24 protein-coding genes are annotated in these 24,610 nt (G+C 32.7%); all 24 read left to right on the top strand.

The window, feature by feature from the left end:
• Nucleotides 1-89 precede the first annotated feature (89 nt).
• The 24 genes from recA to EVJ46_00260 all read left to right on the top strand — a co-directional run bounded on the left by recA (nt 90) and on the right by EVJ46_00260 (nt 24,064).
• Nucleotides 90-1,166, top strand: coding sequence for a recombinase RecA (gene recA / locus EVJ46_00375; GenBank protein RZD17433.1), 1,077 nt, complete (start codon nt 90-92; stop codon nt 1,164-1,166).
• 99 nt (nt 1,167-1,265) lie between these two features.
• Nucleotides 1,266-2,513, top strand: a complete 1,248-nt coding sequence (locus EVJ46_00370) for a type IV pilus twitching motility protein PilT (GenBank protein RZD16731.1) — start codon at nt 1,266-1,268, stop codon at nt 2,511-2,513.
• Nucleotides 2,498-2,986, top strand: a complete 489-nt coding sequence (locus tag EVJ46_00365) for a regulatory protein RecX (protein ID RZD16730.1) — start codon at nt 2,498-2,500, stop codon at nt 2,984-2,986. Before EVJ46_00370 ends, EVJ46_00365 begins: the two co-directional genes overlap by 16 nt.
• 220 nt (nt 2,987-3,206) lie before the next feature.
• The gene (alaS, locus tag EVJ46_00360) at nt 3,207-5,909 is read left to right on the top strand and encodes an alanine--tRNA ligase (GenBank protein RZD16729.1); all 2,703 of its coding nucleotides are present in this window, start codon (nt 3,207-3,209) and stop codon (nt 5,907-5,909) included.
• A 212-nt stretch (nt 5,910-6,121) separates the two neighbouring features.
• A complete protein-coding gene (locus EVJ46_00355) occupies nt 6,122-6,355 on the top strand; it encodes a hypothetical protein (protein ID RZD16728.1) in 234 nt (77 codons plus the stop codon).
• Nucleotides 6,339-7,115: a hypothetical protein gene (locus tag EVJ46_00350; protein RZD16727.1), complete on the top strand. Its 777-nt coding sequence runs from the start codon at nt 6,339-6,341 to the stop codon at nt 7,113-7,115. The genes EVJ46_00355 and EVJ46_00350 overlap by 17 nt, the downstream gene beginning before the upstream one ends.
• A gap of 3 nt (nt 7,116-7,118) precedes the next feature.
• Nucleotides 7,119-7,862 carry an outer membrane protein assembly factor BamD gene (gene bamD, locus EVJ46_00345; protein ID RZD16726.1) on the top strand — a complete coding sequence of 248 codons (744 nt, stop codon included), beginning with the start codon at nt 7,119-7,121 and terminating at the stop codon, nt 7,860-7,862.
• A gap of 116 nt (nt 7,863-7,978) precedes the next feature.
• Nucleotides 7,979-8,524, top strand: coding sequence for a translation initiation factor IF-3 (locus EVJ46_00340; protein RZD16725.1), 546 nt, complete (start codon nt 7,979-7,981; stop codon nt 8,522-8,524).
• Nucleotides 8,525-8,680: 156 nt separating this feature from the next.
• Nucleotides 8,681-8,884, top strand: a complete 204-nt coding sequence (gene rpmI, locus EVJ46_00335) for a 50S ribosomal protein L35 (protein ID RZD16724.1) — start codon at nt 8,681-8,683, stop codon at nt 8,882-8,884.
• Nucleotides 8,885-9,125: 241 nt separating this feature from the next.
• Nucleotides 9,126-9,482, top strand: a complete 357-nt coding sequence (locus EVJ46_00330) for a 50S ribosomal protein L20 (GenBank protein ID RZD16723.1) — start codon at nt 9,126-9,128, stop codon at nt 9,480-9,482.
• A gap of 171 nt (nt 9,483-9,653) precedes the next feature.
• Nucleotides 9,654-9,953 carry an integration host factor subunit alpha gene (locus EVJ46_00325; GenBank protein RZD16722.1) on the top strand — a complete coding sequence of 100 codons (300 nt, stop codon included), beginning with the start codon at nt 9,654-9,656 and terminating at the stop codon, nt 9,951-9,953.
• Complete coding sequence (locus EVJ46_00320) at nt 9,937-10,527, top strand: MerR family transcriptional regulator (protein ID RZD16721.1); 591 nt, start codon at nt 9,937-9,939, stop codon at nt 10,525-10,527. The genes EVJ46_00325 and EVJ46_00320 overlap by 17 nt, the downstream gene beginning before the upstream one ends.
• Before the next feature lie 67 nt (nt 10,528-10,594).
• Nucleotides 10,595-11,404: a 5'/3'-nucleotidase SurE gene (gene surE, locus EVJ46_00315; GenBank protein RZD16720.1), complete on the top strand. Its 810-nt coding sequence runs from the start codon at nt 10,595-10,597 to the stop codon at nt 11,402-11,404.
• Nucleotides 11,405-11,430: 26 nt separating this feature from the next.
• Nucleotides 11,431-12,075, top strand: coding sequence for a protein-L-isoaspartate(D-aspartate) O-methyltransferase (locus EVJ46_00310; protein ID RZD16719.1), 645 nt, complete (start codon nt 11,431-11,433; stop codon nt 12,073-12,075).
• 68 nt (nt 12,076-12,143) lie between these two features.
• Nucleotides 12,144-13,037 carry an RNA polymerase sigma factor RpoD/SigA gene (locus EVJ46_00305; protein RZD16718.1) on the top strand — a complete coding sequence of 298 codons (894 nt, stop codon included), beginning with the start codon at nt 12,144-12,146 and terminating at the stop codon, nt 13,035-13,037.
• Between the two features lie 153 nt (nt 13,038-13,190).
• Complete coding sequence (locus EVJ46_00300) at nt 13,191-15,203, top strand: hypothetical protein (GenBank protein RZD16717.1); 2,013 nt, start codon at nt 13,191-13,193, stop codon at nt 15,201-15,203.
• A gap of 35 nt (nt 15,204-15,238) precedes the next feature.
• Entirely contained in the window at nt 15,239-17,143 is a 1,905-nt protein-coding gene (locus EVJ46_00295) for a glycosyltransferase family 39 protein (GenBank protein RZD16716.1), read from the top strand.
• A 163-nt stretch (nt 17,144-17,306) separates the two neighbouring features.
• Entirely contained in the window at nt 17,307-18,140 is an 834-nt protein-coding gene (locus EVJ46_00290; protein ID RZD16715.1) for a polyprenol monophosphomannose synthase, read from the top strand.
• A 213-nt stretch (nt 18,141-18,353) separates the two neighbouring features.
• Nucleotides 18,354-18,887: an adenine phosphoribosyltransferase gene (locus EVJ46_00285; protein RZD16714.1), complete on the top strand. Its 534-nt coding sequence runs from the start codon at nt 18,354-18,356 to the stop codon at nt 18,885-18,887.
• Nucleotides 18,888-19,063: 176 nt separating this feature from the next.
• Nucleotides 19,064-19,453 carry a cytochrome c gene (locus EVJ46_00280; GenBank protein RZD16713.1) on the top strand — a complete coding sequence of 130 codons (390 nt, stop codon included), beginning with the start codon at nt 19,064-19,066 and terminating at the stop codon, nt 19,451-19,453.
• Nucleotides 19,454-19,900: 447 nt separating this feature from the next.
• Nucleotides 19,901-21,094, top strand: coding sequence for a cysteine desulfurase (locus EVJ46_00275; GenBank protein ID RZD16712.1), 1,194 nt, complete (start codon nt 19,901-19,903; stop codon nt 21,092-21,094).
• Between the two features lie 43 nt (nt 21,095-21,137).
• A complete protein-coding gene (gene nifU / locus EVJ46_00270) occupies nt 21,138-21,584 on the top strand; it encodes a Fe-S cluster assembly scaffold protein NifU (GenBank protein RZD16711.1) in 447 nt (148 codons plus the stop codon).
• Nucleotides 21,585-21,657: 73 nt separating this feature from the next.
• A complete protein-coding gene (locus EVJ46_00265; protein RZD16710.1) occupies nt 21,658-21,882 on the top strand; it encodes a sulfurtransferase TusA family protein in 225 nt (74 codons plus the stop codon).
• A gap of 688 nt (nt 21,883-22,570) precedes the next feature.
• The gene (locus EVJ46_00260) at nt 22,571-24,064 is read left to right on the top strand and encodes a hypothetical protein (GenBank protein RZD16709.1); all 1,494 of its coding nucleotides are present in this window, start codon (nt 22,571-22,573) and stop codon (nt 24,062-24,064) included.
• Nucleotides 24,065-24,610 lie beyond the last annotated feature (546 nt).

Genomic DNA, 24,610 nt, shown 5'->3' with positions numbered 1-24,610 from the left:
TTATAAAATTTATAATATAATATCAAATAATTAAATATATATTATTGAGGATAAATTAAATCATGGCTGCTAAAATTAATAATTCCGATATGCCGGAAGACAAAGACAAAGAAAAAGAAGACAAATACAAAGAAAAAGAGAAAGAAAAAAACAGAGATATTGCAAATCCAATCAACGAACAAAAGAAAAAAGCGCTTGAGCTAGCTATTTCTCAAATAGAAAAGCAGTTCGGCATGGGGTCTATTATGAAATTAGGCGGTAAACCGATAGTAGAGAACATACCGTCAATTTCAACGGGTTCTCTTTCTCTAGATATAGCTCTCGGAATAGGCGGTATACCGCAGGGCAGGGTTATTGAAATTTTTGGACCGGAATCTTCGGGGAAGACTACGTTGACTTTACAGATAATTGCCGAGGCGCAAAAAAAAGGCGGCATAGCTGCTTTTATTGATGCAGAACACGCCTTAGATTTAAATTATGCGAAAAAAATCGGCGTAAATGTGGACGATCTTTTAGTCTCACAGCCGGGAACAGGCGAAGAAGCTTTAGAAATAGCAGATTCTCTTGTAAGGTCCGGTTCGGTAGATGTTCTTGTTATCGATTCCGTTGCAGCGCTTGTTCCTAAAGCGGAGATAGAAGGAGATATGGGCGATGCCCATATGGGACTTCAGGCAAGATTGATGTCTCAGGCACTGAGAAAACTTACTTCGGCTATATCAAAATCAAATACAGCAGTGATTTTCATTAATCAAATCAGAATGAAAATAGGTATTATGTTCGGTTCTCCCGAAACTACAACCGGAGGGAACGCTCTTAAATTTTACGCTTCGGTACGTATTGATATTCGGCGGATAGGTTCTATCAAAAAAGGGGATGAAGTGGTAGGTTCTCGTACAAAAGCAAGAATAGTCAAAAATAAAGTTGCCCCTCCGTTTAAAGAAGCGGAGTTTGATATAATATATAACAGCGGTATATCTACCGAAGGCGATATAGTAGATATAGGTTCCGAAAGCGGAATCATAGACAAAGCGGGAACATGGTTCAGCTACGGAAAAGAAAGACTGGGTCAGGGAAGGGAAGCCGCTAAAGAATTTCTTAGAAACAATCCTGCTATAAAAAATGAAATAATGGGGAAAATAATGAATCATTTTAATTTAAAACCGTAAAAAAATTTAAGAATTTAATTTTGTTTTACTTAGTTTAATTAAATGCGGTTAAACTTAATTAATTACTTATTTAATGTAATCTAATTATTATGGATTAATATGGAAACCGATAATATAAACAATATAACTGATATAAATAATACAAATCATATAAGCAATACGAATAATACAGATGATATTAACGGCGCTCAGCGCAATATTGCTTTAGAACAGCAGAAACAATCTCTTACATTTATTGAGAAAATTCTGACATTTTCAGTGAATAAAAAAGCTTCCGATGTTCATTTGAAAGTTAATTCCGCTCCTATTTTCAGAATTAACGGAGAATTGGTTGTTCAACCGGATTTCGGGGTGCTTTCAAAGGAAATTATAGATAAGATTGCTTTCAGTATGATAGATAAGTATCAGATGAAAGTTTTTCAAGAAAATAAAGACGTTGACCTTGCATATAGTCTTGCCGATGTCGGCAGATTCAGGGTAAATATTTTTTCTCAGAGAAACAGTTTAAGTATAGCCATGAGATATATACCGTTCAGCGTACCTTCCATTGATACGCTGAGTTTGCCTCCTATTGTCAAATCGGTTGCGTTAAAAGAAAGAGGTCTAATTTTAGTAACAGGTATCACCGGAAGCGGAAAATCCACGACGCTTGCTTCAATGATAAATTATATTAATGCTAATAAGTCGGTTCATATAATCACCATAGAAGACCCGATAGAATATCTTCACAAAGATATTAAATCCATAGTAAACCAGCGTGAAATAGGTATGGACGTGTATTCATTTTCTCATGGACTCAGGGAAGCGTTAAGACAGGATCCGGATGTTGTTCTTGTAGGAGAAATGCGGGATCTTGAAACTATAGAAACCGCAATTACCGCTGCCGAAACAGGACATCTCGTTATGAGCACATTACATACGTTAGATGCTCAGGAAACTATTAATAGAATTATAGCCGTTTTTCCTCCTTACCAGCAAAAGCAGATAAGAATACAATTAAGCAGTGTTATTACGGCTGTCATATCCCAGCGCCTTATCCAAAAAGCAGATAAGCAAGGCAGACTTCCCGCCGCAGAGATATTAATAGGCACTGAAACGATAAAGGATTGCATACTGAATGAAGACAAGACTTCAGGTATCAGGGATTATATAAAAGCAGGAAATACGCAATATGGTATGCAGACATTTGACCAGTCATTATACGGTTTTTATAAAAACAATCTTATTACTTACGAGGATGCATTAGCCGAATCGACCAGTCCTAACGATCTGGCTCTGCTTATATCCGGCGTGGACTCTGCTTCCGGTTCCGGGTCTTCAAACCAGTCCATATGGGAAACAAAATGAAAGTACTGAAAAGCAATACTGAAAAGCTTCCTATGGATTATGCTTTAAAACTTCTGGCAATTAAATCATATTCAGAAAGTTCAATGGCTCAAAAATTAATTAAGAAAGGATTTTCTACTTCATCTATAAGCCAAACTATAAAAAAGCTGAAGGATTTAAATTATATAAATGATGAAAGCTACGGCGAAAATATGATAAGAATCGGCAAATTGAAAATGGTGGGTAAAATGAAATTAGCCTATCAGATGCATACTAAAGGAATAAACAGTTCGCTGATAAATAATCTTTTAGAAAGCCTCTATACTTCGGAAGAAGAAAAGCAGATTGCCGAAAAAGCCCTTGAAAAAAAGAAACCTGCTCTAATAAAATATAAAGAAGACAAAATAATATATAAAAAAAAACTGTATGATTTTTTGCAGAGGAGAGGTTTTTCTTCAGACGCGGTTGAAGATATAATAAATGGGAAATTCTGAAAAATATGTATAATTAAAAATTTAGAAATATAGAAACATAGAAATATAGAAAAAAATATAAAAATATAAAAATATAAGAAAACTATAGAAACATAGAAATAATTTAATTTAAAAATATAAATAAATAAAACAAACGACGGCAATTGCCCCAATTTATAGCGGATTAATAAAAAGGCGCCTGTCTCTAATTCACTCTAAATTAATAAAGGATTAATTTTATATGAAATATTTACTTTCTAACGAACTGCGGGAATTATTCATTGCTTATTTCAAAGAAAAAGGACATAAACATATTCCGAGTTCGTCTTTAATTCCTGCAGGCGATGATTCAATAATGTTTACCAACGCCGGCATGGTGCAGTTTAAGGATTATTTTACTGGGATTTCCAAACCGTCTTTCAACAGAGCCGTAACTGCTCAAAAATGTATGCGCGCAGGCGGTAAGCATAACGACCTTGAAAATGTAGGGAAAACCACAAGACACCACACTTTTTTTGAGATGCTCGGCAATTTTTCATTCGGAGATTATTTTAAAAATGAAGCAATCAGCTTTGCGTGGGATTTTCTCATTAACGAACTTGAGATGGATGCCGAAAAACTTTATATAACCGTTCATAAAAAAGACGAAGAAGGGTATTTGATATGGAAAGATAAAATAAAGATTGACGAAAAAAAAATATATAAATTGGACGATGATACTAATTTATGGCAGATGGGAGATGTCGGTCCGTGCGGCTATTCAAGCGAAATTTTTTTTGATACGGGATTTTCCGAATGGGGGCATACAGAGTGCGACGTGACCTGCGATTGCGGGAGGTATTTAGAAGTATGGAATTTAGTATTTATGCAGTTTGAAAGAGATACCAACGGAAAACTTTCAAATTTGCCGAAACCTTCAATAGACACAGGTATGGGACTTGAAAGAATGGCAAGAGTCCTCCAGAATGTTAAATCAAATTATGACTCCGATGTTTTTATGCCATATATTAGTGAAATTGAAAATATAACCGGAATAAAATATCAGGACGGAAACAATCTTTATGACACGGCGGCGAGGGTTATAAGCGATCATATAAGAACTTCCGTTTTTCTTTCCTCCGAGTCAATTTTTCCGTCTAATGAAGGAAGAGGATATGTTTTCAGGAGAATATTGAGAAGACTGTTCAGATACGCTTTGAAATTAAATCTTAATATCAGCAATTTAGTTTATATCGGCAATACCGTAGTATTAACGATGGCTGCTTTTTATCCGGAAATCAGGGAAAGTTTCGGTATATTTGAAAAGATTATATCAGACGAATTTGAACGTTTTAAAGGAACTTTGAATTCAGGCACAAAATTGCTTGAAGATGAAATCAACCGCCTTAAAACTGAAAAAATAAAAACAATAAACGGCGATTTTGTTTTTAAACTGTACGATACCTACGGTTTTCCGGTTGACCTGGCTATAGATGCGGCTTCCGAAAATAATTTAAACGTTGATCTGGCAGGTTTTGAAAAATTAATGCAAAATCAAAAAAATTATTCAAAGCAGAAAAAGGGTAAAATAGATTTTACGGGTCTGGATTTAAATTTAAATCCAACCGTGTTTGTCGGTTACAATAAACTTGAAGAAGAAGCAGAAATAATCGGTTTTTTAGACGAAGAGGTCAATTTATTAAGTAATCCTGAAAATAACGCGACCGGATTTATAATTTCCGATAAAACTCCTTTTTATGCCGAAAGCGGCGGACAGGACGGAGATAAAGGGATAATAGAATGGCAGACAGGATATTTTAAAGTTGACAAGACGATTAAAACAAAATCAGGCGTATTTTTGCATCACGGCAGGATAACCGACAGCACCGGATTGGAAACAGGAGCGGCAGGCAGCGGCAATGCCGGTAATTACTTACACCGCAAGGCATTCTTTAAAGTAGACGCAAAATTACGGCGAATGACCGAGTCAAATCACAGCGCTACCCATCTTTTGCACGCAGCTTTAAGAGAGGTTCTCGGAAGCACATCTTCGCAGCAGGGTTCTTATGTGGATTCCGAAAAATTAAGATTTGATTTTAATTATTCTAAACCTTTAACAGATGAAGAAATCCGCAAAATAGAAATTATAGTTAATGATTTTATATTTTCTAATTATGCGGTAGAGGTTGAAGAAACTGAAATGGAAACAGCTCTGCATTCAGGCGCGCTGCATTTTTTTGACGAAAAATACGGGGATAAAGTAAGAATTGTCAATATAGGGGGCGTTTCAAAAGAATTTTGCGGAGGAACTCATATTAAAAGCACCGGTTCGATAGGTTTTTTTAAAATAATATCTGAATCTTCCGTTGCTTCAGGAATTAGAAGAATAGAAGCCGTTACAGGATATAATTATCTTAATACGGTATATATTCAAGAAGATAATTTGAACAATATAATAGTCCTTTTAAATTCAAACAAAGCCGATATTTATAATAAAATAATAAAGCTTTATTATGATTATGAGTTTATAGAAAAAGAAAATAAAGAGCTTAAGCATAGCAATTTTATGCTTAAAGCGGGTGAATTATGCAAAGAATTTAAGAAAATAGGAAATTATTCATATCTAATAAAAAAATTAGACAGTTTTACTCCTGATGAACTTAAAGAGCTTGCAAATATGATAAAATCAAAATATAGTTCAGGTGCGGGCGTCAATGTCAACGATTCTAATAGTAGTAATTTTATTATCATATTAGGTTCATTTTATCAAAACGAAAAAATAATTTATATTGCGGTTACCGAGGGTTCCATAGACGCTGCTAAAATAATAAAATTAATATCGGAAGAGCTTGACGGAAAAGGCGGAGGCAAAAAAGATTTTGCCCAGGGCGGCACTTCTAATCTATCTAAATACGAGGAATTTGAAGCAGATGCCGAGAGCATTATAAAAAATTATTTGAAATAAAGATTTAAATTTTAATAATAAACATATATAATATAATTAGGAAGTGCAATAACTTTGTTGTACGGGCAATTATCGCCGCACATACGTTGTATTTTGTCTGCATTAATTACTATAATAAGATAATATAAGACAATATAAGATAATTTATGGAAACTGATTAGACAGCTTTGGTTTTCTGATATAAGATAACAATAGATAATATAAGATAACTTATGAAAATCATTAGAATATTCGGACGTTCTGATTCAAAAAAATGCAATGAAGCTATACACGGATTGATTCTTAAAAGAATCAATTTTAAACTTTACAATATAGAAACAGATAAAGACGCTTATAACGAATTTTTAATAATTGCGGGACATAATGCCGAAGTGCCTTGTATTATCGATGAAAATAATTGCAATATAACATTAGACGACATAACATTCAATGAAGCTATTTTTTAAAATATTTGCCGTATGTCTCATTGTTTCAGCGTCATATTTTTTAACAGGGTGCGCTTATAATAATATTAAAGAAAAGACCGTTCCTATACGCAAAAGTCATATTTTTATTCCGGAAAAAACCGTTATAAAAAAAGTGGCTGCAAATTATAAAGGATTTAAGAATATTTCAGGAAGGGCAAAAATGCTGTATTATTACGGCGGAACGCCTTACGAGGAATCGGTATTCTATAAGTATTTAAAAGGGAAATGTCTAAAATTTGCAATAATGGATATGTACGGAAACGTTGTCTTTTCGTCTAAAATTAATAATAACGGAGCAATTTTTACCAATACATACAGAACTAAAAAAAATCCAAACCCCATAATAAAGGTTTTATTTAATAAAAAATATAAAATTAAAAGCATTAATTCTTATAAAAGAATATTCAAATCGGTCAGATTGCTTCTTAACTTGGACAATACCGAGAAAATAAATAAATCGGATATGTTCTATAATACCGAAAACGGATACTTTTTTGAATATAAACCAAAACAAAAATACTATTATATTTACGTTAATAACAATTTTCTTATAAATAAAATTGCGGCTATAAGAAACAAAAAATTTATTGAAACAATTACGTTTAGCAGATATATAAAGAAAAGCGGCATTTATCTTCCTTTGAAAATTAATATTGACGATTATTTATACAATGTTAAAATGATTATTAAACTTTCAAAAGGAAGCAAATTAACATTAAGCAGAAACTTTAAAAATTAAAATATGAAAAAGTTAAAAATTGTATTTCTCTTTGCTATATTCGTTTCTATTATTTCTTTTTCTTTTATGCTTTCGGGATGTGCTTCTAAAAATACCAAAAAGATATTGCCTCCGCAGGTTTATTATAAAAAAGCTCTATATGAAGCAAAAAATAAAAATTATTCCGCCGCTGCAAAAAATTTTAAATCTCTTATAACCAACTATCCGTCATATCGCAATACAAGAAAGGCTGAATTAAAATTGGGCGATGTTTATTACTTTGCGGGGAAATATATTGAAGCCGGAGGAGCGTATACCGATTTTTTAGTTCTTCATCCCCGTTCCAAAGAAGCCCCTTTCGCAATGTTTTATATAGGGATGTCGCATTATAAAAGGATTATGGGGGTCGGAAGGTCTCAAAATCAGGCAAAAAAAGCCAAAGCTGAATTTGAAAAACTTATTTCTAAATATCCTTACAGCAAATTTTCAAAAGAAGCACTAAAACTGATAAAAATTATAAATATACATCTTTCAAAAAATACGTTTTTTACCGGATTATACTACTTTAATGCCGGAATGTGGAAACAGGCGGCTTATATGTTTAAAATTGTTTTAAAACAATATAGAGGATATCCTATAATTCCTAAAGATTTATACTATATTTATATATGCTATAAGAATTTAAATAATAAAACAGAAGCCGATAAATACAAGGAAATTCTGCAGACCAATTTTTCAGGAAGTTTATATACAAAAAGAATAGCATGAACGGTTATAAATCATTCTTGACAATTTATACCGAATTATGTAATAATCCTTAGAATAAATACGATTTAAGTATTACAAATAAAATAATTATAAAATTAGAAGAGAGGGATATTAATATCCAAAAAAAATTCGATATCAATGAAGAAATTAAAGCTAAAGAAGTCCGCGTAGTCAATGATGAGGGCGGACAATTAGGTATAATCGGTTTAGCGGACGCCATTAAACTTGCCAGAGAAAAATCTTTAGACCTGGTTGAAGTTTCAAAAAATTCCACGCCTCCGGTTTGCCGTATAATGGATTATGGAAAATTCAAATACGAGCAGAACAAAAAGGACCAGCTGGCAAAGAAGAAACAGGTTATTATACATACTAAAGAAATAAAATTCAGACCTAATACCGATGACCACGATTATAATTTTAAATTAAAAAATATTATTTCTTTTCTTAAAGAAGGAAATAAAGTTAAGCTGACCATTGCTTTCAAGGGCAGAGAGATAATTCATACTGACCTTGGCGTGAAGGTGCTGCAGAGGGTTGTTGAAGATATTAAAGACATAGGATCGCCTGAATCTCCAATTAAGCCCGATGCAAAAAGAACATTCAGCACGATAGTCGCTCCGTTGAAGAGTACGCCGCGTACTCAGACAAAGCCGCAAGACTGATTGGACTTATTGTATCCATAGGACTATGTGTAAGCAGCATATATACAAAATAGAAGTAAATTACTTTGTGAAATTTAGTTTTAATTGTTAAAAATAATATATTTAACCAGATGCTTAATAATATGCTTAATAATATATTTAATAGAGGATATAAAAATGAAAAAAATAAAGATTAAAACCAGCAAGGGAGCAAAAAAAAGATTTAAAATTACCGGTACCGGTAAAGTGATGCACTATAAAGCCGGCAAAAGCCACATATTGACATCAAAGGCGCATAAAAGAAAAAAAAGATTGGCTAAGCAAGGGGTCGTAAACGCAGTCGATTCTTTGAATATAAAGAAGTTAATACCTTATTTATAATTTATTATTAATCAATTATTAAAATTATTAAAATAAATAACAGCAGTAATTATTTCAAATATCTAAAATAAAACTAAATTTAATAATTAAAAATAAAGGAGGCGTAAAAATAAAATATTTTGTTACCGTGTATAATAAATATTAATCTGAATAGGCTGCAATTTGCTGTCAATTTAATATTAATTATTAATATTAATAATTTGTTATATACCGTCAAAAAATTTTATTTTACGATTTAGTAATGCCGAGAGTTAAAAGAGGAATTTCCGTTAGAAAAAGACATAAAAAAGTATTGAAACAGGCTAAAGGCTACTATGGCGCAAGGCACAGACTTTTTAAAACTGCTCAGGAGGCAGTCGATAAAGCTTTAAAATATTCATACAGGGATAGGAAAGTTAAAAAAAGACAATTTAGAGCGCTATGGATTGTGCGTATTAATTCCGAATGCAGAAAAAATGGGATATCTTATTCCGTTTTTATGAATATGCTGAAGAAAAATGATATATTGTTAAATAGAAAGGTTTTATCGGAACTTGCTTTGTCTGATCCTGCAGGGTTTTCAGAAATTGTTAAAACCGCAGCCGCACAATCAAGATAATTTTCTAAAAAATTTATTTTGAGAATTTTATTTTAAAATTTTAAGCAAGTACGTTTTTTGAGCAGCTTTCAGGCTGCTCACCCCTATCAAACGCAGTTCAATGAAGCTTATTTATTGATAGGCAGTTTATAAATAGTCTAATTATAAATTTATATAAAATAAAAATAAAAAATGTCTTTAACAAAATCAGAAATTTCTTCAAAAGTTCATGAAAAGGTTGGAATTCCTCATAACGATTCGCTTAAATATGTAAATTCTTTTTTTGAAATGGTTAAATCTGAAGCCGAAAGAACCGGATTGCTAAAATTTTCCGGATTCGGAAATTTTGCGGTAAAAGAAAAGACTAAAAGAAAAGGGAGGAATCCTCAAAATGGGGAGGTAATGTATATAAGCGAAAGAAAAGTTCTCAAGTTCAAACCTTCTAATGTATTAAAAAATAAAGTAAATAGACAAAATGGATTGGAAGGATGAAAAGGAAAAAGTTTATTATAAAATTGGAGAAGTAGCCGATATTTTAAAGGTCGGAACTTATGTCATAAGATATTGGGAAACGGAATTTAAATTTATTAAGCCTTTAAAATTAAACAGTTCTCATAGACTATATTCTAAAAAAGAGATAGAGAAACTTTTAGTCATTAAAGATTTGCTTTATGATAAAAAATTTACTATCAAAGGCGCCAGGAATGCTTTAAAATCCGGTTTTTATAAATTAACCGAAACTAATGCCGATGCCGCTAATAATGACGCAGATACTTCAAAATGTCCGAATAGCGTTGTATCGCGGAATAATCAGGCGGCAATAGATTGCGTACCGTTTGACAGTGCGGAAAATAATAGCAGCAGCAGCTGCAATATCGGTCCGGATATTACAGATATTATAGACATCAAAGATACCGAAGACAGAAATAAAAATCAAATTGTTTATGCTGATTGCAACGGTAAAGCGAGCGGCTGTGCTGAAAATTCAGGACGCATAAACGTAAGTGAAATTATTGAAGAGTTGAAAATAATCAAAAATATTTTATTCCAAAATATCCATAAATAAAAGATAAATCTAACATCTAACAATATTAATAATATCGCTGCAGCTTTTAGAGATATCATCTCAATCAATGAATATTCTGATTTCAAACGATGACGGAGTTTTTGCATCAGGAATAAATATATTGCTGGATGAATTTAAATCTTCCGGAAAAAATTTTAATACCGTCGTTGTAGCTCCGGATAGGGAAAGAAGCGGCAGTTCGCATTCTCTGACCCTTGACAGACCGCTGAGAGTTCATGAGATTAAATCAGGAATTTATTCAGTCGACGGTACTCCAACCGATGCCGTAAATATCGGCGTTAATTCAATATTGAAATATAAACCCGACCTTATTATTTCCGGCATAAATTACGGCGGAAATATTTGCGACGATGTAACATATTCCGGTACGGTTTCCGCCGCTATGGAAGGCGCTATAATGGGCATAAAATCAATAGCTGTTTCCTTAGTCGTAAATAAAGGCGGCGGCTATCTGCTTAAAGACCCTGCTTTAGAAGACGACCTTGAACTTTCTTTCAGAAAAGCTGCAAAATTTACAGTCAGTCTTGCCAACATAGTTGCAGCAATAGAACTTCCTAAATTTACTTTTTTGAATGTTAATATTCCGCAGACAATTATCAAATCACCGGATTTTGAATATAAAATTACAAGGCAGGGCAAAAGATACTTTGAAGATTTCGTTGTAGAAAAAGAAGACCCGCGCGGCAGGAAATATTACTGGATAGGCGGTAAAAATATAAAATTTGAAGATATTGAAAACAGTGATTACGAAGCAGTTCATGCAGGTTTTATTTCTATAACGCCGATTCAGATTGATCTGACGAATTATAACGCTATCGAAAAGTTTAAAAATATAGATTTTTCATTTAAAGATTAAATTATTTTAATTTTATATTTTTATTTATGGCAAATTATAAAAATTTGATTGAAAAAATGATTAATTCATATATTATATCTAAAGGTATCTGTGATGCCGATATTATAAGCGCAATAAGGTCTATTCCGCGTCATATCTTTGTTGAAGAATCTTTTAGCGAATTGAGCTATAGCGATGCTCCTCTGCCGATAGGACATAAACAGACAATATCGGGAATATATACGGCTGCATTGATGACTTCGGTCCTTGAACTCAATAAAAATCATAAAGTATTAGAAATAGGAACAGGCTCCGGTTATCAGACTGCAATCCTTTCAAATCTGGCATCGGAAGTTTATACTATAGAAAGAATCAGGGAGCTGTCTTTAAAATCGCGGACAATCCTTGAAGGCTTAAATCGCAAAAATATAACATTTATAATCGGCGACGGTTCCATAGGTTTTAAGGAATATGCCCCTTATGACCGAATTATTATTACCGCATGTTCTCCTGAAATACCAAAACCGCTGATAGACCAGCTGAAAGACGGAGGCGTTATGGTAATGCCGCTTGAAATAGACCGCCAGCAGAATATTTATGTAATCAGGAAAAATAGCGGAAAGATAGAAAAAAAAATTATAGCGCCGGCAAATTTTGTAAAACTTATAGGTAAATCAGGTTTTGCAGGCTGATTTAATTATATTAAGATATATAATTAAACAGAATTAAAAATATAAAAACAATAATAATATAAAATATTATGACAGACAATAACAATACAATATTTCCTGATGAGCCCAAAACTGAATATCAGGAACTTAATAATAATAATATTTATACCCAATATCTTAAAAATATTCATAAACATCCGCTTTTAACTAAAGACGAGGAATATGAGCTCAGTTTAAAAGCTCAGAACGGCGATAAAGAAGCAAGAGATTTAATGATACAGTCAAACCTAGGATTAGTAATTCAGGTTGCGAAAAGATTTCTTGGAAGAGGTGTTTCTTTTGAAGACTTAATAGAAGAAGGAAATATCGGACTTATGAAAGCGGTTGAGAAATTTCAGCCGTCTAAAGGATTTAGATTTTCGACTTACGCCACTTGGTGGATAAGGCAGGCTATAGAAAGGGCAATATTAAATTCTGCGCGTCTCATCAGGATTCCGATACATATTTCCGAAAGTATGTTTAAAATTTCAAAAGCCTCAAAAAATTTAGAAAAAGAAAACGGCTATGAACCGAATACCGAAGATATTGCAGAATATATAGGCATTAATTCCGATAAAGTTGAAAAAATTTACGGGTCTATTGCCAACATAACATCATTAGACTATTCAATGTCGCAGAATGAAGACGACCAGAACATGTCTTTAAACAATGTCGTCAAAGAAGACGAGGAACGTACATCGCCTTATGAAATATTAAATAAAATTGAAACTATAAATTTATTAAACGGCTGGCTTTTTTCATTAAAAGAAAACGAAAGAAAAATTATTACGATGAGATACGGATTGAATTATGAAAAACCTATGACATTACATCAAATTGCCGGTATTTTTAATCTTACTAAAGAAAGAATAAGACAGATTGAATCAAAAGCTATGGATAAATTGCAAAAAATGGCTAAAGAATCAGGCGTGTTGGAAAAATAGAGGAAATATAGCATAGTACATATAGAAAATATATTATATCAAATAAATATTCTTATTATACTAATATAAAACATGTCTGCAATAAAATGCAGCGGTATATAACTTGGCAGTGTATAACCGAACGGCGCATAACTTTAAAGTTTTGTTAATAAAATGCAGGATACAGAGATACTAAATGGCTATGAAATAAACAGCGCAGATGTTATTAAAGCCATTATAAAGTTTGAAAAAAAGCCGATAAATTCCGACAATATTAATCAAATAAAAGTTATTGAAACCCACATTTCGTTAATCTATCTCACTCAAAAATTCGCATACAAACAAAAGAAAAAAGTTAATTTCGGATTTTTAGACTATACGTCTTTAGAAAAGAGGAAATTTTACTGCAGAAAAGAATTGTCACTTAACAGAAGATCGTGCGCCGGAATATACCTTGATATGCCTGAATTAAGGCTAAAGAATGACGGCAGTCTGCTATTGGGATATAAAAAAGGAAAAATTATAGATTATCTGGTTAGGATGAAACGTGTTGCAGATGATAAATTTTTAGACGGTATCTTTGCTAAGGATAAAGATAAAAATAAAGATACTGATATTAATTTTAATACTGATATTGATAAAATTCTGCAAAAGACGGCTAAAAGGATTTATCTTTTTCATAAAAACGCAAACAGCTCAAAAAGAATTTCCATGTTCGGAAAGGTTGATATATTAAAAGAAAATTTTGACGATAATTATTCAGACGTCTATAATTTTATCAGCGGAGAAAAAGAATTAAATTTTGATGCGTTAGATAACATAAATAACATAAATAGCGCAGACAACATAAATAGCATAAATAATGCAAACAATATAAATTATTTAAATGCTCAAAAAATTTTAAATAATCAAAACAATCAAAACAATCAAAATGCTCTATATAATCAAAATAATCTTAAAAAACTGAAAAATATTTTTTATGATTTTATAAATTCCGGTGAATTTGCTCAATATATAAAATTAAGAATAAGCAAAGGTTTAATTAAGGATTGCCACGGCGATTTAAGAATGGAGCATATAGTTATCGGAAATATTTCGAAAATCAGCGGAATATGCATTCTCGACTGCGTAGAATTCAGCGAAAAATTAAGATTTCAGGATGTTTATTTAGATTTTGCCTTTCTTTTGATGGATATGGAACATAGGGGATATTTTTATGAATCCGTTAAAATATTTGATTATTACAAAAATTATTTTAGCTCCGGTCTTATTTATCTATTTCGGGAATATGAATTTAAAGTAATGTCGGCATACAAATTGTACAGGGCTCTTGTCAGATGCAAAATCTCTATTCTGCAAACACACGGTGAAAATAATAAGATAGAAGAAAGCAAAGAAAGCAAAGAAAGCAAAGAAAACGAAAAAAATACAAAGAACAATGATAGTAAAGGAAACGGTGCGGATAAACTTAATGAAGCAGTCAATTATTTTAATTTAGCTATGTTTTATGCCGAGTTGTTGACAAAACCCGTTATCGTAATGAACGTAGGACTCCCGGGAAGCGGAAAAAGCGCTCTGTCTTTTCTTTTAAGCAGATATTTAAACGCTTCGCTGTTTGCTTCCGATAAAATAAGAAAAGAATTATTCGCATCAGAAGACGTATATTTATATGATAAATCTATAAGTAAAAAGGTTTACGAATATATATTTGAGGAATCCAAAAAAACTGTCGAACTTAAAAAAAGCGTTGTCATGGATGCAACATTTTTGGAAGCAGCGCATAGAAAAATATTTATTGATTATTTTACTAAAAAATACTGTAATTTTATTGTTATTTACTCTAAAATATATAAAGAAAAGGAAAATATAATTATTGATCGGCTTAAAAGCAGAAAGACAAAATCTGATTTTAAATCTGCAAAGTCTTCAGAATTTTCCGGTTATTCTGTTGACTGCAGCTTTCATGCAGATTCTCAAACCGTTGAGAATGAGAATTTTAAATCAAACGATTTTACCAAAGATTATTCGGACGCAGATGAAGAAGTCTATTTGAGAATGAAGAAAACCCTCGACGAACCGGATTTAGAGTCTGGCGGCGCAACTGTTTTGACGATAGACGCGTCTATTGAATTAAAAGACAGATACAACTGCGTATTAGCGCAATTACTTGAGATGCGGAGTTTATAGGTATCAAAAAAATTAAATTTAAAAAGTTTTAAATAGTGAGAAATTTGAAGAATATTTTAAAAAAAATAAATATAATAAGCGATGCGGTAGAAGAAAAGTCCGATGAAATTTTAGATTATTTAGAATCGTATAAATTTGAAATATGGCTTGTAATTTTATCAGTTATCGCTTTTTTTATTCATGAACATCTTGCCGCTACTTTAAATCTCGGAAACGACGAGGCGCACTATTATGTATGGTCGCTTCATCCGTCAGCGGGTTATCTTGACGATGCCCCGCTTGTTGCATACTGTATTTATTTTTTTACGCATATTTTTGGCAAAAGCGAACTGACGGCGAGATTAACCGCTATTATATTTTCTTTTTTTGACGGTTTTTTAATATATTATTTCAGTTATCTGTTATTTAAAGATAAACGAGCAGCTTTTTTTGCATTCTTGTTTTTTTTATGCGCTCCTATATTCGGTCTTGTCCTCTCGGTGATGATTTTGCCTGATACCCCCCTGCTGTTCTTTTATCTGCTTTTTTTAATAAGTTTTTATATAGCGGTAAACAAGACGGCAGATAATAATTCAGGAATCAATATTAATAATAATATTGATAAGAACAATAAGAACAATAAGACCGGTAATAACAATAAGAACAATAATAATAAGAACAGTATTAAAAATGAGAACAATAAGGACAATAATGACAATATTAAGACAAATATTAAATGGTGGCTTATAGCAGGTGTTTTTCTCGGACTATCATTTTTAAGCAAATATACGGCGGCTTTGATACCGCCTTCTGCATTGCTCTATCTATTATTTTCTAATAAAAACAGATATCTGCTTAAGACAATTTATCCATACTTTTCTCTTGTGATAGCCATTATTGTGTTTTCTCCCGTAATTTACTGGAATATGGAGCATAATTTCATTTCTTTTAAATTTCAGCTGTCGCACGGCTTTTCCAGTCCCGCTCCCAATGCCGTTTTATTTTTTCAAAACTGGCTTGAACAGTTTGTTGCTATAAGTCCTTTCATATATATTGCTTTATTTTTTGTTTTTATCTATTACATTATTTTCATTATTTATAATAAAAACATTTTTAATGAAAGCATATTGTATGCCCTAAGTATGTCAGCGCCTATACTTGTTTTTTTTATCGTAAACGGCTATTCCCACAGGATACTGTTTCACTGGCCAGACATCGGTTATTTAGCCGCTTTTCCGCTTGCAGGTTTTTTCGTAAGTTCCGTTATAAAAAATTATGAAAATTCTGCAAAATCTGTAAAGCCGGATAATTTTAAACTGAATATGTTTAAATCTTTTTTATACCTGTCTCTTTTCATCGGTTTTTTTATGAGTATGGTTCTTTATTATCAGATTTATTATAATTTTATACCTGTTGCAAAAATAATAAGCTATGTAGATAAAGAACATAAATTACATAAAGGCGGCATCTTTAAACTGATTCCGCACATACCCGGCAAAGCTAAGACTGCGAATATTACCGACGATTTGTTCGGCTGGACGGCTTCCGCAAAATATCTGAAAATGGTGTATTCCGGATATAAAAACAAATATCATTCCTTATTTTTGCTTACCCATCATTACGCTATAAGCGATGAGCTTGTTTTTTACGGGAATTTTAAACCGGCTTTTGATAAAAAGGCGAATATATATAATATTTCAGGTTTTTTAAATCAGTATGATATATGGCAGAACAGAAGCAAAATTTTAGGATTGGACGGCAAAGACGCTATGTTTGTCATGGATAATAAATACATGATAAACCCCGTTTCGACTTATTTAAAATATTTTAAATCCATAGTATTTATCGGAAGGCTTGATATTTATCGTAAATTTATGCCGGTCAGAGAATTTTATATTTATCTTATGAAGGATTTCCATGCTAAATATGCGCTCAGACATATGTCAAAAAGATTATATTGACAAATTATATTGATAAAATAAAAATTAAAAAATAATAATTAATGAATAATGCATAAAAAATAACGATTAAATAATAATAAAGTGTATCACTTCAAACAATCACTTGTTTCTAATTAACTTAAAAAAATAATGCCATTCTTCAATTAAATTTCTCTGATTAACGATGAAAATATTGACGGTTATTCCGACATATAACGAAAAAGATAATATAGAAAAGATGATAAATGCCGTTCTGTCTTTATCTTTTGAAAATGCGGCGAAAAGCAATTTTTTAGCTGATAGCTATAATTACAAAGACAAGTATGATGATGGTGATAGAAATGGCAATGGCGATAATGATAATGTATCAATAAATCTCTTGATTATTGACGACAATTCTCCGGATGGGACGGCTGAAATCATTTTAGATTTAAAAAATAAAAAAAAAGACGGGAAATATGTTTTTGCGGACAGGCTGTTTTTGCTCAAACGACCGTCAAAATTAGGTTTAGGGACGGCTTATGTACAGGGCTTCAAATTTGCGGCTGAGAATAATTACGATTATGTAATAACAATGGACTGCGATTTTTCACATGACCCTGAAGAAATAAAAAAATTTATTGAAACAATAGAAAATGAAAAATGCGGTATGGTTGTAGGTTCACGCTATAAAGACGGTATAAGGATTATTAACTGGAAAATGAGCAGGCTTCTAATTTCCTATTTCGCCAATATATATGCTAAATTTATTACAGGCTCGGATATAACAGATTTGACCGGAGGATTTAACGCATATAGCGCGGAATGTCTTAAGAAAATAAATTTGAAAGGGATAAAATCTAAAGGCTATGCTTTTCAGATAGAAATGAAATACAGAATTATAAAACAGAAATGCGCATATAAAGAGATACCTATAATTTTTTACGAAAGAACATTCGGCAAATCTAAAATGTCTAAGTCCATTATATTTGAAGCATTTTTTACGGTACTGAAACTCAGGCTGGGAATATATAAATGAAGATAGATTTTTATATATTCGGTATTAAATTATTGACATAAAAAAATTGATGTTTTATAATTACAAAATAAATCAGATATAACATTAAGATATAACATTAAACAGTTAGACGAAAAAATAAAATCAATATACATAAAGTCAATATACATAAAATCAATATAAATTAAGCTAATATAAATCAAATAAATATAAATGTAACTTAAACCTAAAAAAATGAAAAACATAAAAAATCCTGAAGAGTTAAAAAGTTATATCCGCGAAGTGCCTGATTTTCCTAAAAAAGGAATTAATTTTTATGATATAACTACTTTGCTCACGCATTCTAAGGCTTTCAATTATACGATTGATATGCTTGCGAATCGTTATATCGGCGAATCGGTAGACTATATTGTTTCTGTCGAGGCTAGAGGTTTTGTTTTCGGTTCGGCGCTTGCCTATAAACTTGGCTGCGGCGTTATACTCGTAAGAAAACCCGGCAAACTTCCGGCAGAGTGCAATGCCATGAGTTATGACCTTGAATACGGCAGCGCAACGCTAGAAATTCATAAAGACGCCCTTAAAGAAAACGACAGGGTTGTTATAGCGGACGATGTTCTTGCAACAGGGGGTACTGCCGCCGCCGTTGCCGGACTTATATCTGAATTTAAAGCAGAAGTAGTAGAGGCTGCTTTTTTGGCAGAATTAGCTTTTTTAAACGGCAGAGAAAAATTAAAACCGTATAGGGTATTTTCTTTAATATCCTATTAGTCGTTGTTAATTTAATATAATAAAATTATCAACCTAATATATATTATATATAATTAATAACACAGCTATGAAATTAGTTTAATAATTAAATAACAATCGGAACTAATAAATTAATTAAATTAATTTAAATAAAATACATTGCGGATTTTTTATCCGTTTATTTCTAAGGGGGAAATATGAAAAAAGGAATTACAGTCGTATTTATTGTTTTAGTAATAGTTTTCGGTTATATTACCGTTCATGCTTTAACTGCTCCGGTGAAATTAAGCGCCGCTCAGTTAGGGGGCGAGCTTATTCATTCCCATAAACCCGGTATTGATTGCTTTGCATGCCACACGATAGACGGCAAAGGCGGCAACGTTGGACCTAATCTTTCAAAAGAAGGTCTTGCAAAACATTCTATTCACTGGATTGAAGTACAGATAGCCACGCCGGGGAAACATTTTAAATCCGGTTCTATGGTCAAAATAAACGGTAAAACTTTCATGGCTATTATGCCTGACCATAAAATGCTGAATAAAAAAGAATTGTTTGAACTTGCTTCTTATTTAGATTCTTTAAAATAATCGGCAACGAATGGGTAAGAAGTAATGAGTTGAATGTTAGCTAATCAGCAGCAGTCAATCAAACCGCTACTTATGTACGGGCTTGAATCGTGAGGTTTAAGAATAATTGCTTGATTAGGCAGCATAATTATGGATAATGTAAAAAAATACACGTTAAAATACAGTTAAAATACAGTTAAAATAAAATAGTTATCTGAATTTTATCATAGCAATGAGGGGCAGATTTTAATTTGCCCCTCATTTTTTTCAATAATACTTGACTAATTTAGTAATGTATGTTTTACTGTAAATAAGAAGCACAGATTAATAGAATAGTTCAACAAAAATAAATAATATTAATATAAGAATAAAAATAAAAGTAGAGCAAGATAAATAGAGATAAGTAAAAATTAATAAGAATGAGGCATAGCGGTAATATTATTTATATGCTTTTTTGCTTATTATCATATGGAGGTAAAATTGAAAACTATAAATTTTGACCATTTTGCTGCAACAAAAATGAGGCCGGAAGTAAAGTCGGCTATGGAGCCTTTTTTTATAGAGGAGTACGGAAATGTGCAGAGCATACATAATCTCGGCGATGCGCCCAGAGAGGCGTTAGATAAAGCCCGCGTTCAGGCTGCTTCGTTATTTAACTGCGCTTCTAACGAGGTTATATTTACTTCAAGCGGTTCGGAATCTAACAATCTTGCTATAAAAGGCGCTGCTTTTGCGCGTATGGCCCAAGGCAAACATATAATTGTTTCCGGTATAGAACATTTTAGCGTCTTAAACGCTGTTAAATCGCTCACAAAGCTCGGATTTGAGTTTACGGCTCTTCCGGTTGACAAGGACGGTTTTGTAAATCCAGACGACGTTAAAAACGCAATGAGGAAAGATACGATATTAGTCAGTATAACGCACGCTTCTAACGAAATTGGCACTATTCAAAACATAAAAGCTATATCTGAGATAGTTCACGGGTTTGGCAATGGAGCATATATGCATACGGATGCCAATACTTCGTGCGGATTTATAGAAACCGATGTTAAAGAACTCGGCGTGGATATGCTTTCGGCAGCTCCTCACAGGTTTTACGGTCCTAAAGGAGCGGGTTTGTTTTATCTGAAAAAAGGAACCCGCATAATGCCTCTGATCGACGGCGGGGTGCAGGAATTCGGAAGACGGGCGGGAACTGAAAATGTGGCGGCAATAGCCGGAGCAGGCGCAGCGTGCGAGCTTGCAAAAAATGAATTAAATAAAAGACGAGAACATCTTTTGCCTATTCAGAAACACATTATAGATACCGTTTTATCGTCTATTGACGAAGTGTATCTTAACGGCAGCAGGACGAACAGGCTTCCGAATAATATAAATTTTGTCATAAAATATATAGAAGGCGAATCTATTCTCATGTGGCTCAACAACAGCGGGATAATGGTCGCGAGCGGTTCAGCCTGCACTTCTAAAATCCTTAAATCTTCTCATGTATTGACCGCAATAGGTGTCGATGCCGCATTGGCGCAGGGCTCGCTGCTTATATCGCTGGGAGAAGACAATAACATGGAAGATGCCAAGTATTTCACGGAACAGCTGCCTCCCATAGTTCAGAAGTTAAGGGAAATGTCGCCGCTGTATGAAGAAGCTAAAAGCGGTAAATAAAAAACTAAATATAAATACAATAATTAAATAAGGAGAAATTAATATGCCTGTATATTCTGAAAAAGTAATGGATCACTTTCAGCATCCAAGAAATGTAGGTGAAATAACGGACGCCGACGGAATAGGAGAGTTAGGAAATCCTACTTGCGGCGATATAATGAAAATTTATATTAAAGTAAAAGACGATAAGATTGAAGACGTAAAATTTAAAACATTCGGTTGCGGCGCAGCCGTTGCGACCAGTTCTATGGTTACGGAGTTGGTTAAAGGCAAGACGCTTGAAGAAGCCGAAAAAATATCAAATGCTGCCGTTGCGGAGGCTCTTGACGGGCTGCCTCCAGTAAAGATGCACTGTTCTAATTTAGCCGCTGATGCGCTTCATCTTGCAATAGAAGATTATAGATCCGTAAAAGCCGGTAAAGGTCATATAGCCAAGGTTGAGACCTGCGACCATGAACATGAGGGCTTAGACGAGTTGGAGCACGCTTAATTTAAAAAAAATTAAAGCGAATTAAAATTTATTAAAAATAGACTTAAATTAAAAATAGACTTAAAAATAGACCATGAATTACGATTATGAATTAGATACATTCGGATTGAGCTGTCCGGTTCCTATAATGAAAGTAGCGGAAGAATTTAAAAAGATTCCGGACGGCTCAGTTTTAAAAGTTGTGGCGTCAGACGAGGGCATAATCGAAGATTTAAAAAGCTACTGTAAAAAGACAGGTCACGAATTTCTTTCCTACGACATAGCCGAACCGGAATACACCGTTTACGTAAAAAAATAATAAAAAAAATGTAAATATTATCAAATAGATACCAAAAAATTATTAGAATGGCAGCAAATTAATATTGACAATATAATAGCTTTGCGATATATATTATATATAAAATATATTCGGGCTGCCGAATAATCGCATGTTAGCATATTAGATGTTTGTATATTCGTATAATTAGTATAATATAATTAGTATAAGTAGTTGGTTTGGAAATTATTTAATAGAAGGGTTTGCATCTCATACTCATACTACACTATACCTTAACCCTGCAATGGAAAATATTTATGCATTTCTTTGCTCGGTTAAGCAAAAGATAACTTTCTATTGCAGAATTAGAGAAAAGATTTAATATTGACATCGGCATTAATTTGCGATATAAATATAAAGCTGTAAATTCAAATTTATTTTCACAAAAGATAATGTATTTATTTTAATATTTTATTAAAATAGCAGATAATATATTTACAAATAGAAATTAAGTGATATAATATTTTTAAAGATAATATTTATGCATATGTTAATATAATTTTATATACTGAGATTTTGTGTTGGAGGTGAAAATATTAATAAATCGTAAGTATGTTAAAAGTGCTTTGGCATTTAATTAAAATTTATTTAACCCGTGTTCGTTAACTGTTTTATATTTATTAAACGTTTTAAAATTAAATTTAATCATTAATTAAAAGAGAGGAGAATTATGAAAAAGCAACTTACAGTGTTTTTGATTGCTTTGTTTGTATTAGGGGTTTCTTTCGCAATCGTCCCTAAGAAAGCAAACGCAATTCCTGCTTTTGCGCAGAAGTATCATTTTTCATGCGCAGTCTGTCACACGGTATTTCCAAATTTAAACCCCTTCGGAAGAGCATTCTGGAGAAACGGATTCAGACTTCCGGGCACAAACGGAACGCCTGCAGACGCAACACAGATTACAAAAGGATTGTCATTGCCGAATCCATGGCCTGTACCTATCATGATTGAGGCGAATATTGCTTATTTACATCAGGGAAATGAAGGCATTGCTACTCCAGGGTTTGTTGATAACGGAAGTACCGGTCAAACCGACGGTTTTAACGACAAATTAGGTATAGTTGCCGGCGGAGCATTCAAAATTTATTCACCGCTGTCAAATTCTATATCTTTTTATGTGCATACCGGAGCAACAAATGGCAATGCTATAAAAAATAATCAGGTATGGGCATCTCTTAACGGTTTAGGTTCAGGTTTCGGTATAGCACCGCATTTGCTTAACTTAAAAATGGGTATCATCACAACCGCAAGTCCTTATTTCTACAGACAGATGATGGATTGGAATTCAGTCGGTCCGGTAGGTAATGGTCAGGACTTAAACATTGGTTATGACGGCGAAGCTGGTACTTTAATTCACGCCCAGAATCCCGGTATCGAATTATACGGAACACCCGGATATCATTTGTGGTATAAAGTAACAATGACGAATGATGCAGGAAGTGCGGGTAGCTTTATTAATAACAATCCAAATCTTAATACCTCTGGAATTACATTAGCAAATAATGATGCAGCTCTAAGTAATGATACAACTTCCAACGCAATGGAATATTCTTATCAGTTAAAAGAATATTATCCAGTCCCTGTCGGTCAGTTAGAGTTTGGTTACTATGGAGCAACAATCGCAGAGCCGATTCAGACAACAGCCTCCGCTAAAACTGTTGGTTCATGGACTGACAGAGTTACGGTTAACGGCATTGACGTAGATTTAGCTAACGACATTTACGAACTTGGCGCAACTTGGATGGAACAGAATGACTCTAATCCATATGGACCAAGCAATGAAAATGTGAATACATTTAATGGTTTAACAGGTAATAATACTATTAACAATACTTCAAACGGCTATTCAGACTTTGAAGTTTACGGAAGATATTTATTTCCGCAGGTTGGAGACGGTTTGATGGTTTATGCTGATTATGCAACATATTCATGGGCGCATAAAGATGCTCAGGAAGCATTTGATCGAACATTAAATTCTTCATACCCAAATAATGATGATTTGTACCAAGTTGGTTCATATAATGGAAACGATGGTGTAAAAGATGCATTATATCTAATGGCTGAATATAATTTGGCATACAATGCTCATTTATATGCAGGATATGATTTTACCAATCATACACAGGACAACACATTGCAGACAGGCTTATTCTTCGCATTCTAATAAATGCGCAAGAGAGCAGAGACACTTTTATAAAAAAAGTATGTTGCTGTTGAGCTGATTAGCAATAGTGAAAATATTAGCGGGAAGACTGTGCAGAAAAAGTCTTTCCGCTTTTTTATTAAGTTAAGCATGAAATTCGCGCTGCTAATGTTTTATAAATAGTAACATATTAGTTAATCATTAATTATGCGAATAAAAATCTCTTTGGTTTTAAATGTTTTAAAATGAAATTATTTAAATTAGAATAGTTTACTTTTCCAAAATATGATATACTAACGTAAATATGAAATATATGTTTCAAATTTTCAAATGAAAAAAATTTGAAAAAATATCTGCTGATGAAAAATACGCTTCGGTGATGGTTATAGTTATTTTTTGCTTTGACTCCGCATTAAATTTTTTATCGTTTTGACAGCCTGATTTTTATATCTCATATTATCTAATTCAAATTGAAGAAATTGCCTAAAAAGCCGAGTGAAGATTATTTTATCTATAATTGAACGAAGCATTGTCTTTACGGCTTTTGTTAAAGAAAGCAGTATGTTC

Source organism: Candidatus Acididesulfobacter guangdongensis (assembly GCA_004195045.1).
Classification (GTDB): Bacteria; SZUA-79; SZUA-79; order Acidulodesulfobacterales; family Acidulodesulfobacteraceae; genus Acididesulfobacter; species Acididesulfobacter guangdongensis.
Note: the sequence above shows the minus strand (reverse complement) of the source record. Positions and strands in the feature narration are given on the sequence as shown.

Bases quoted from the DNA above. Each gene is read 5' to 3' on its own strand.
- recA (RZD17433.1), top strand. From the start codon at position 90: ATGCCGGAAGACAAAGACAAAGAAAAAGAAGACAAATACAAAGAAAAA.
- EVJ46_00370 (RZD16731.1), top strand. From the start codon at position 1,266: ATGGAAACCGATAATATAAACAATATAACTGATATAAATAATACAAAT.
- EVJ46_00365 (RZD16730.1), top strand. From the start codon at position 2,498: ATGGGAAACAAAATGAAAGTACTGAAAAGCAATACTGAAAAGCTTCCT.
- alaS (RZD16729.1), top strand. From the start codon at position 3,207: ATGAAATATTTACTTTCTAACGAACTGCGGGAATTATTCATTGCTTAT.
- EVJ46_00355 (RZD16728.1), top strand. From the start codon at position 6,122: ATGAAAATCATTAGAATATTCGGACGTTCTGATTCAAAAAAATGCAAT.
- EVJ46_00350 (RZD16727.1), top strand. From the start codon at position 6,339: ATGAAGCTATTTTTTAAAATATTTGCCGTATGTCTCATTGTTTCAGCG.
- bamD (RZD16726.1), top strand. From the start codon at position 7,119: ATGAAAAAGTTAAAAATTGTATTTCTCTTTGCTATATTCGTTTCTATT.
- rpmI (RZD16724.1), top strand. From the start codon at position 8,681: ATGAAAAAAATAAAGATTAAAACCAGCAAGGGAGCAAAAAAAAGATTT.
- EVJ46_00330 (RZD16723.1), top strand. From the start codon at position 9,126: ATGCCGAGAGTTAAAAGAGGAATTTCCGTTAGAAAAAGACATAAAAAA.
- EVJ46_00325 (RZD16722.1), top strand. From the start codon at position 9,654: ATGTCTTTAACAAAATCAGAAATTTCTTCAAAAGTTCATGAAAAGGTT.
- EVJ46_00320 (RZD16721.1), top strand. From the start codon at position 9,937: ATGGATTGGAAGGATGAAAAGGAAAAAGTTTATTATAAAATTGGAGAA.
- surE (RZD16720.1), top strand. From the start codon at position 10,595: ATGAATATTCTGATTTCAAACGATGACGGAGTTTTTGCATCAGGAATA.
- EVJ46_00310 (RZD16719.1), top strand. From the start codon at position 11,431: ATGGCAAATTATAAAAATTTGATTGAAAAAATGATTAATTCATATATT.
- EVJ46_00305 (RZD16718.1), top strand. From the start codon at position 12,144: ATGACAGACAATAACAATACAATATTTCCTGATGAGCCCAAAACTGAA.
- EVJ46_00300 (RZD16717.1), top strand. From the start codon at position 13,191: ATGCAGGATACAGAGATACTAAATGGCTATGAAATAAACAGCGCAGAT.
- EVJ46_00290 (RZD16715.1), top strand. From the start codon at position 17,307: ATGAAAATATTGACGGTTATTCCGACATATAACGAAAAAGATAATATA.
- EVJ46_00285 (RZD16714.1), top strand. From the start codon at position 18,354: ATGAAAAACATAAAAAATCCTGAAGAGTTAAAAAGTTATATCCGCGAA.
- EVJ46_00280 (RZD16713.1), top strand. From the start codon at position 19,064: ATGAAAAAAGGAATTACAGTCGTATTTATTGTTTTAGTAATAGTTTTC.
- EVJ46_00275 (RZD16712.1), top strand. From the start codon at position 19,901: ATGGAGGTAAAATTGAAAACTATAAATTTTGACCATTTTGCTGCAACA.
- nifU (RZD16711.1), top strand. From the start codon at position 21,138: ATGCCTGTATATTCTGAAAAAGTAATGGATCACTTTCAGCATCCAAGA.
- EVJ46_00265 (RZD16710.1), top strand. From the start codon at position 21,658: ATGAATTACGATTATGAATTAGATACATTCGGATTGAGCTGTCCGGTT.
- EVJ46_00260 (RZD16709.1), top strand. From the start codon at position 22,571: ATGAAAAAGCAACTTACAGTGTTTTTGATTGCTTTGTTTGTATTAGGG.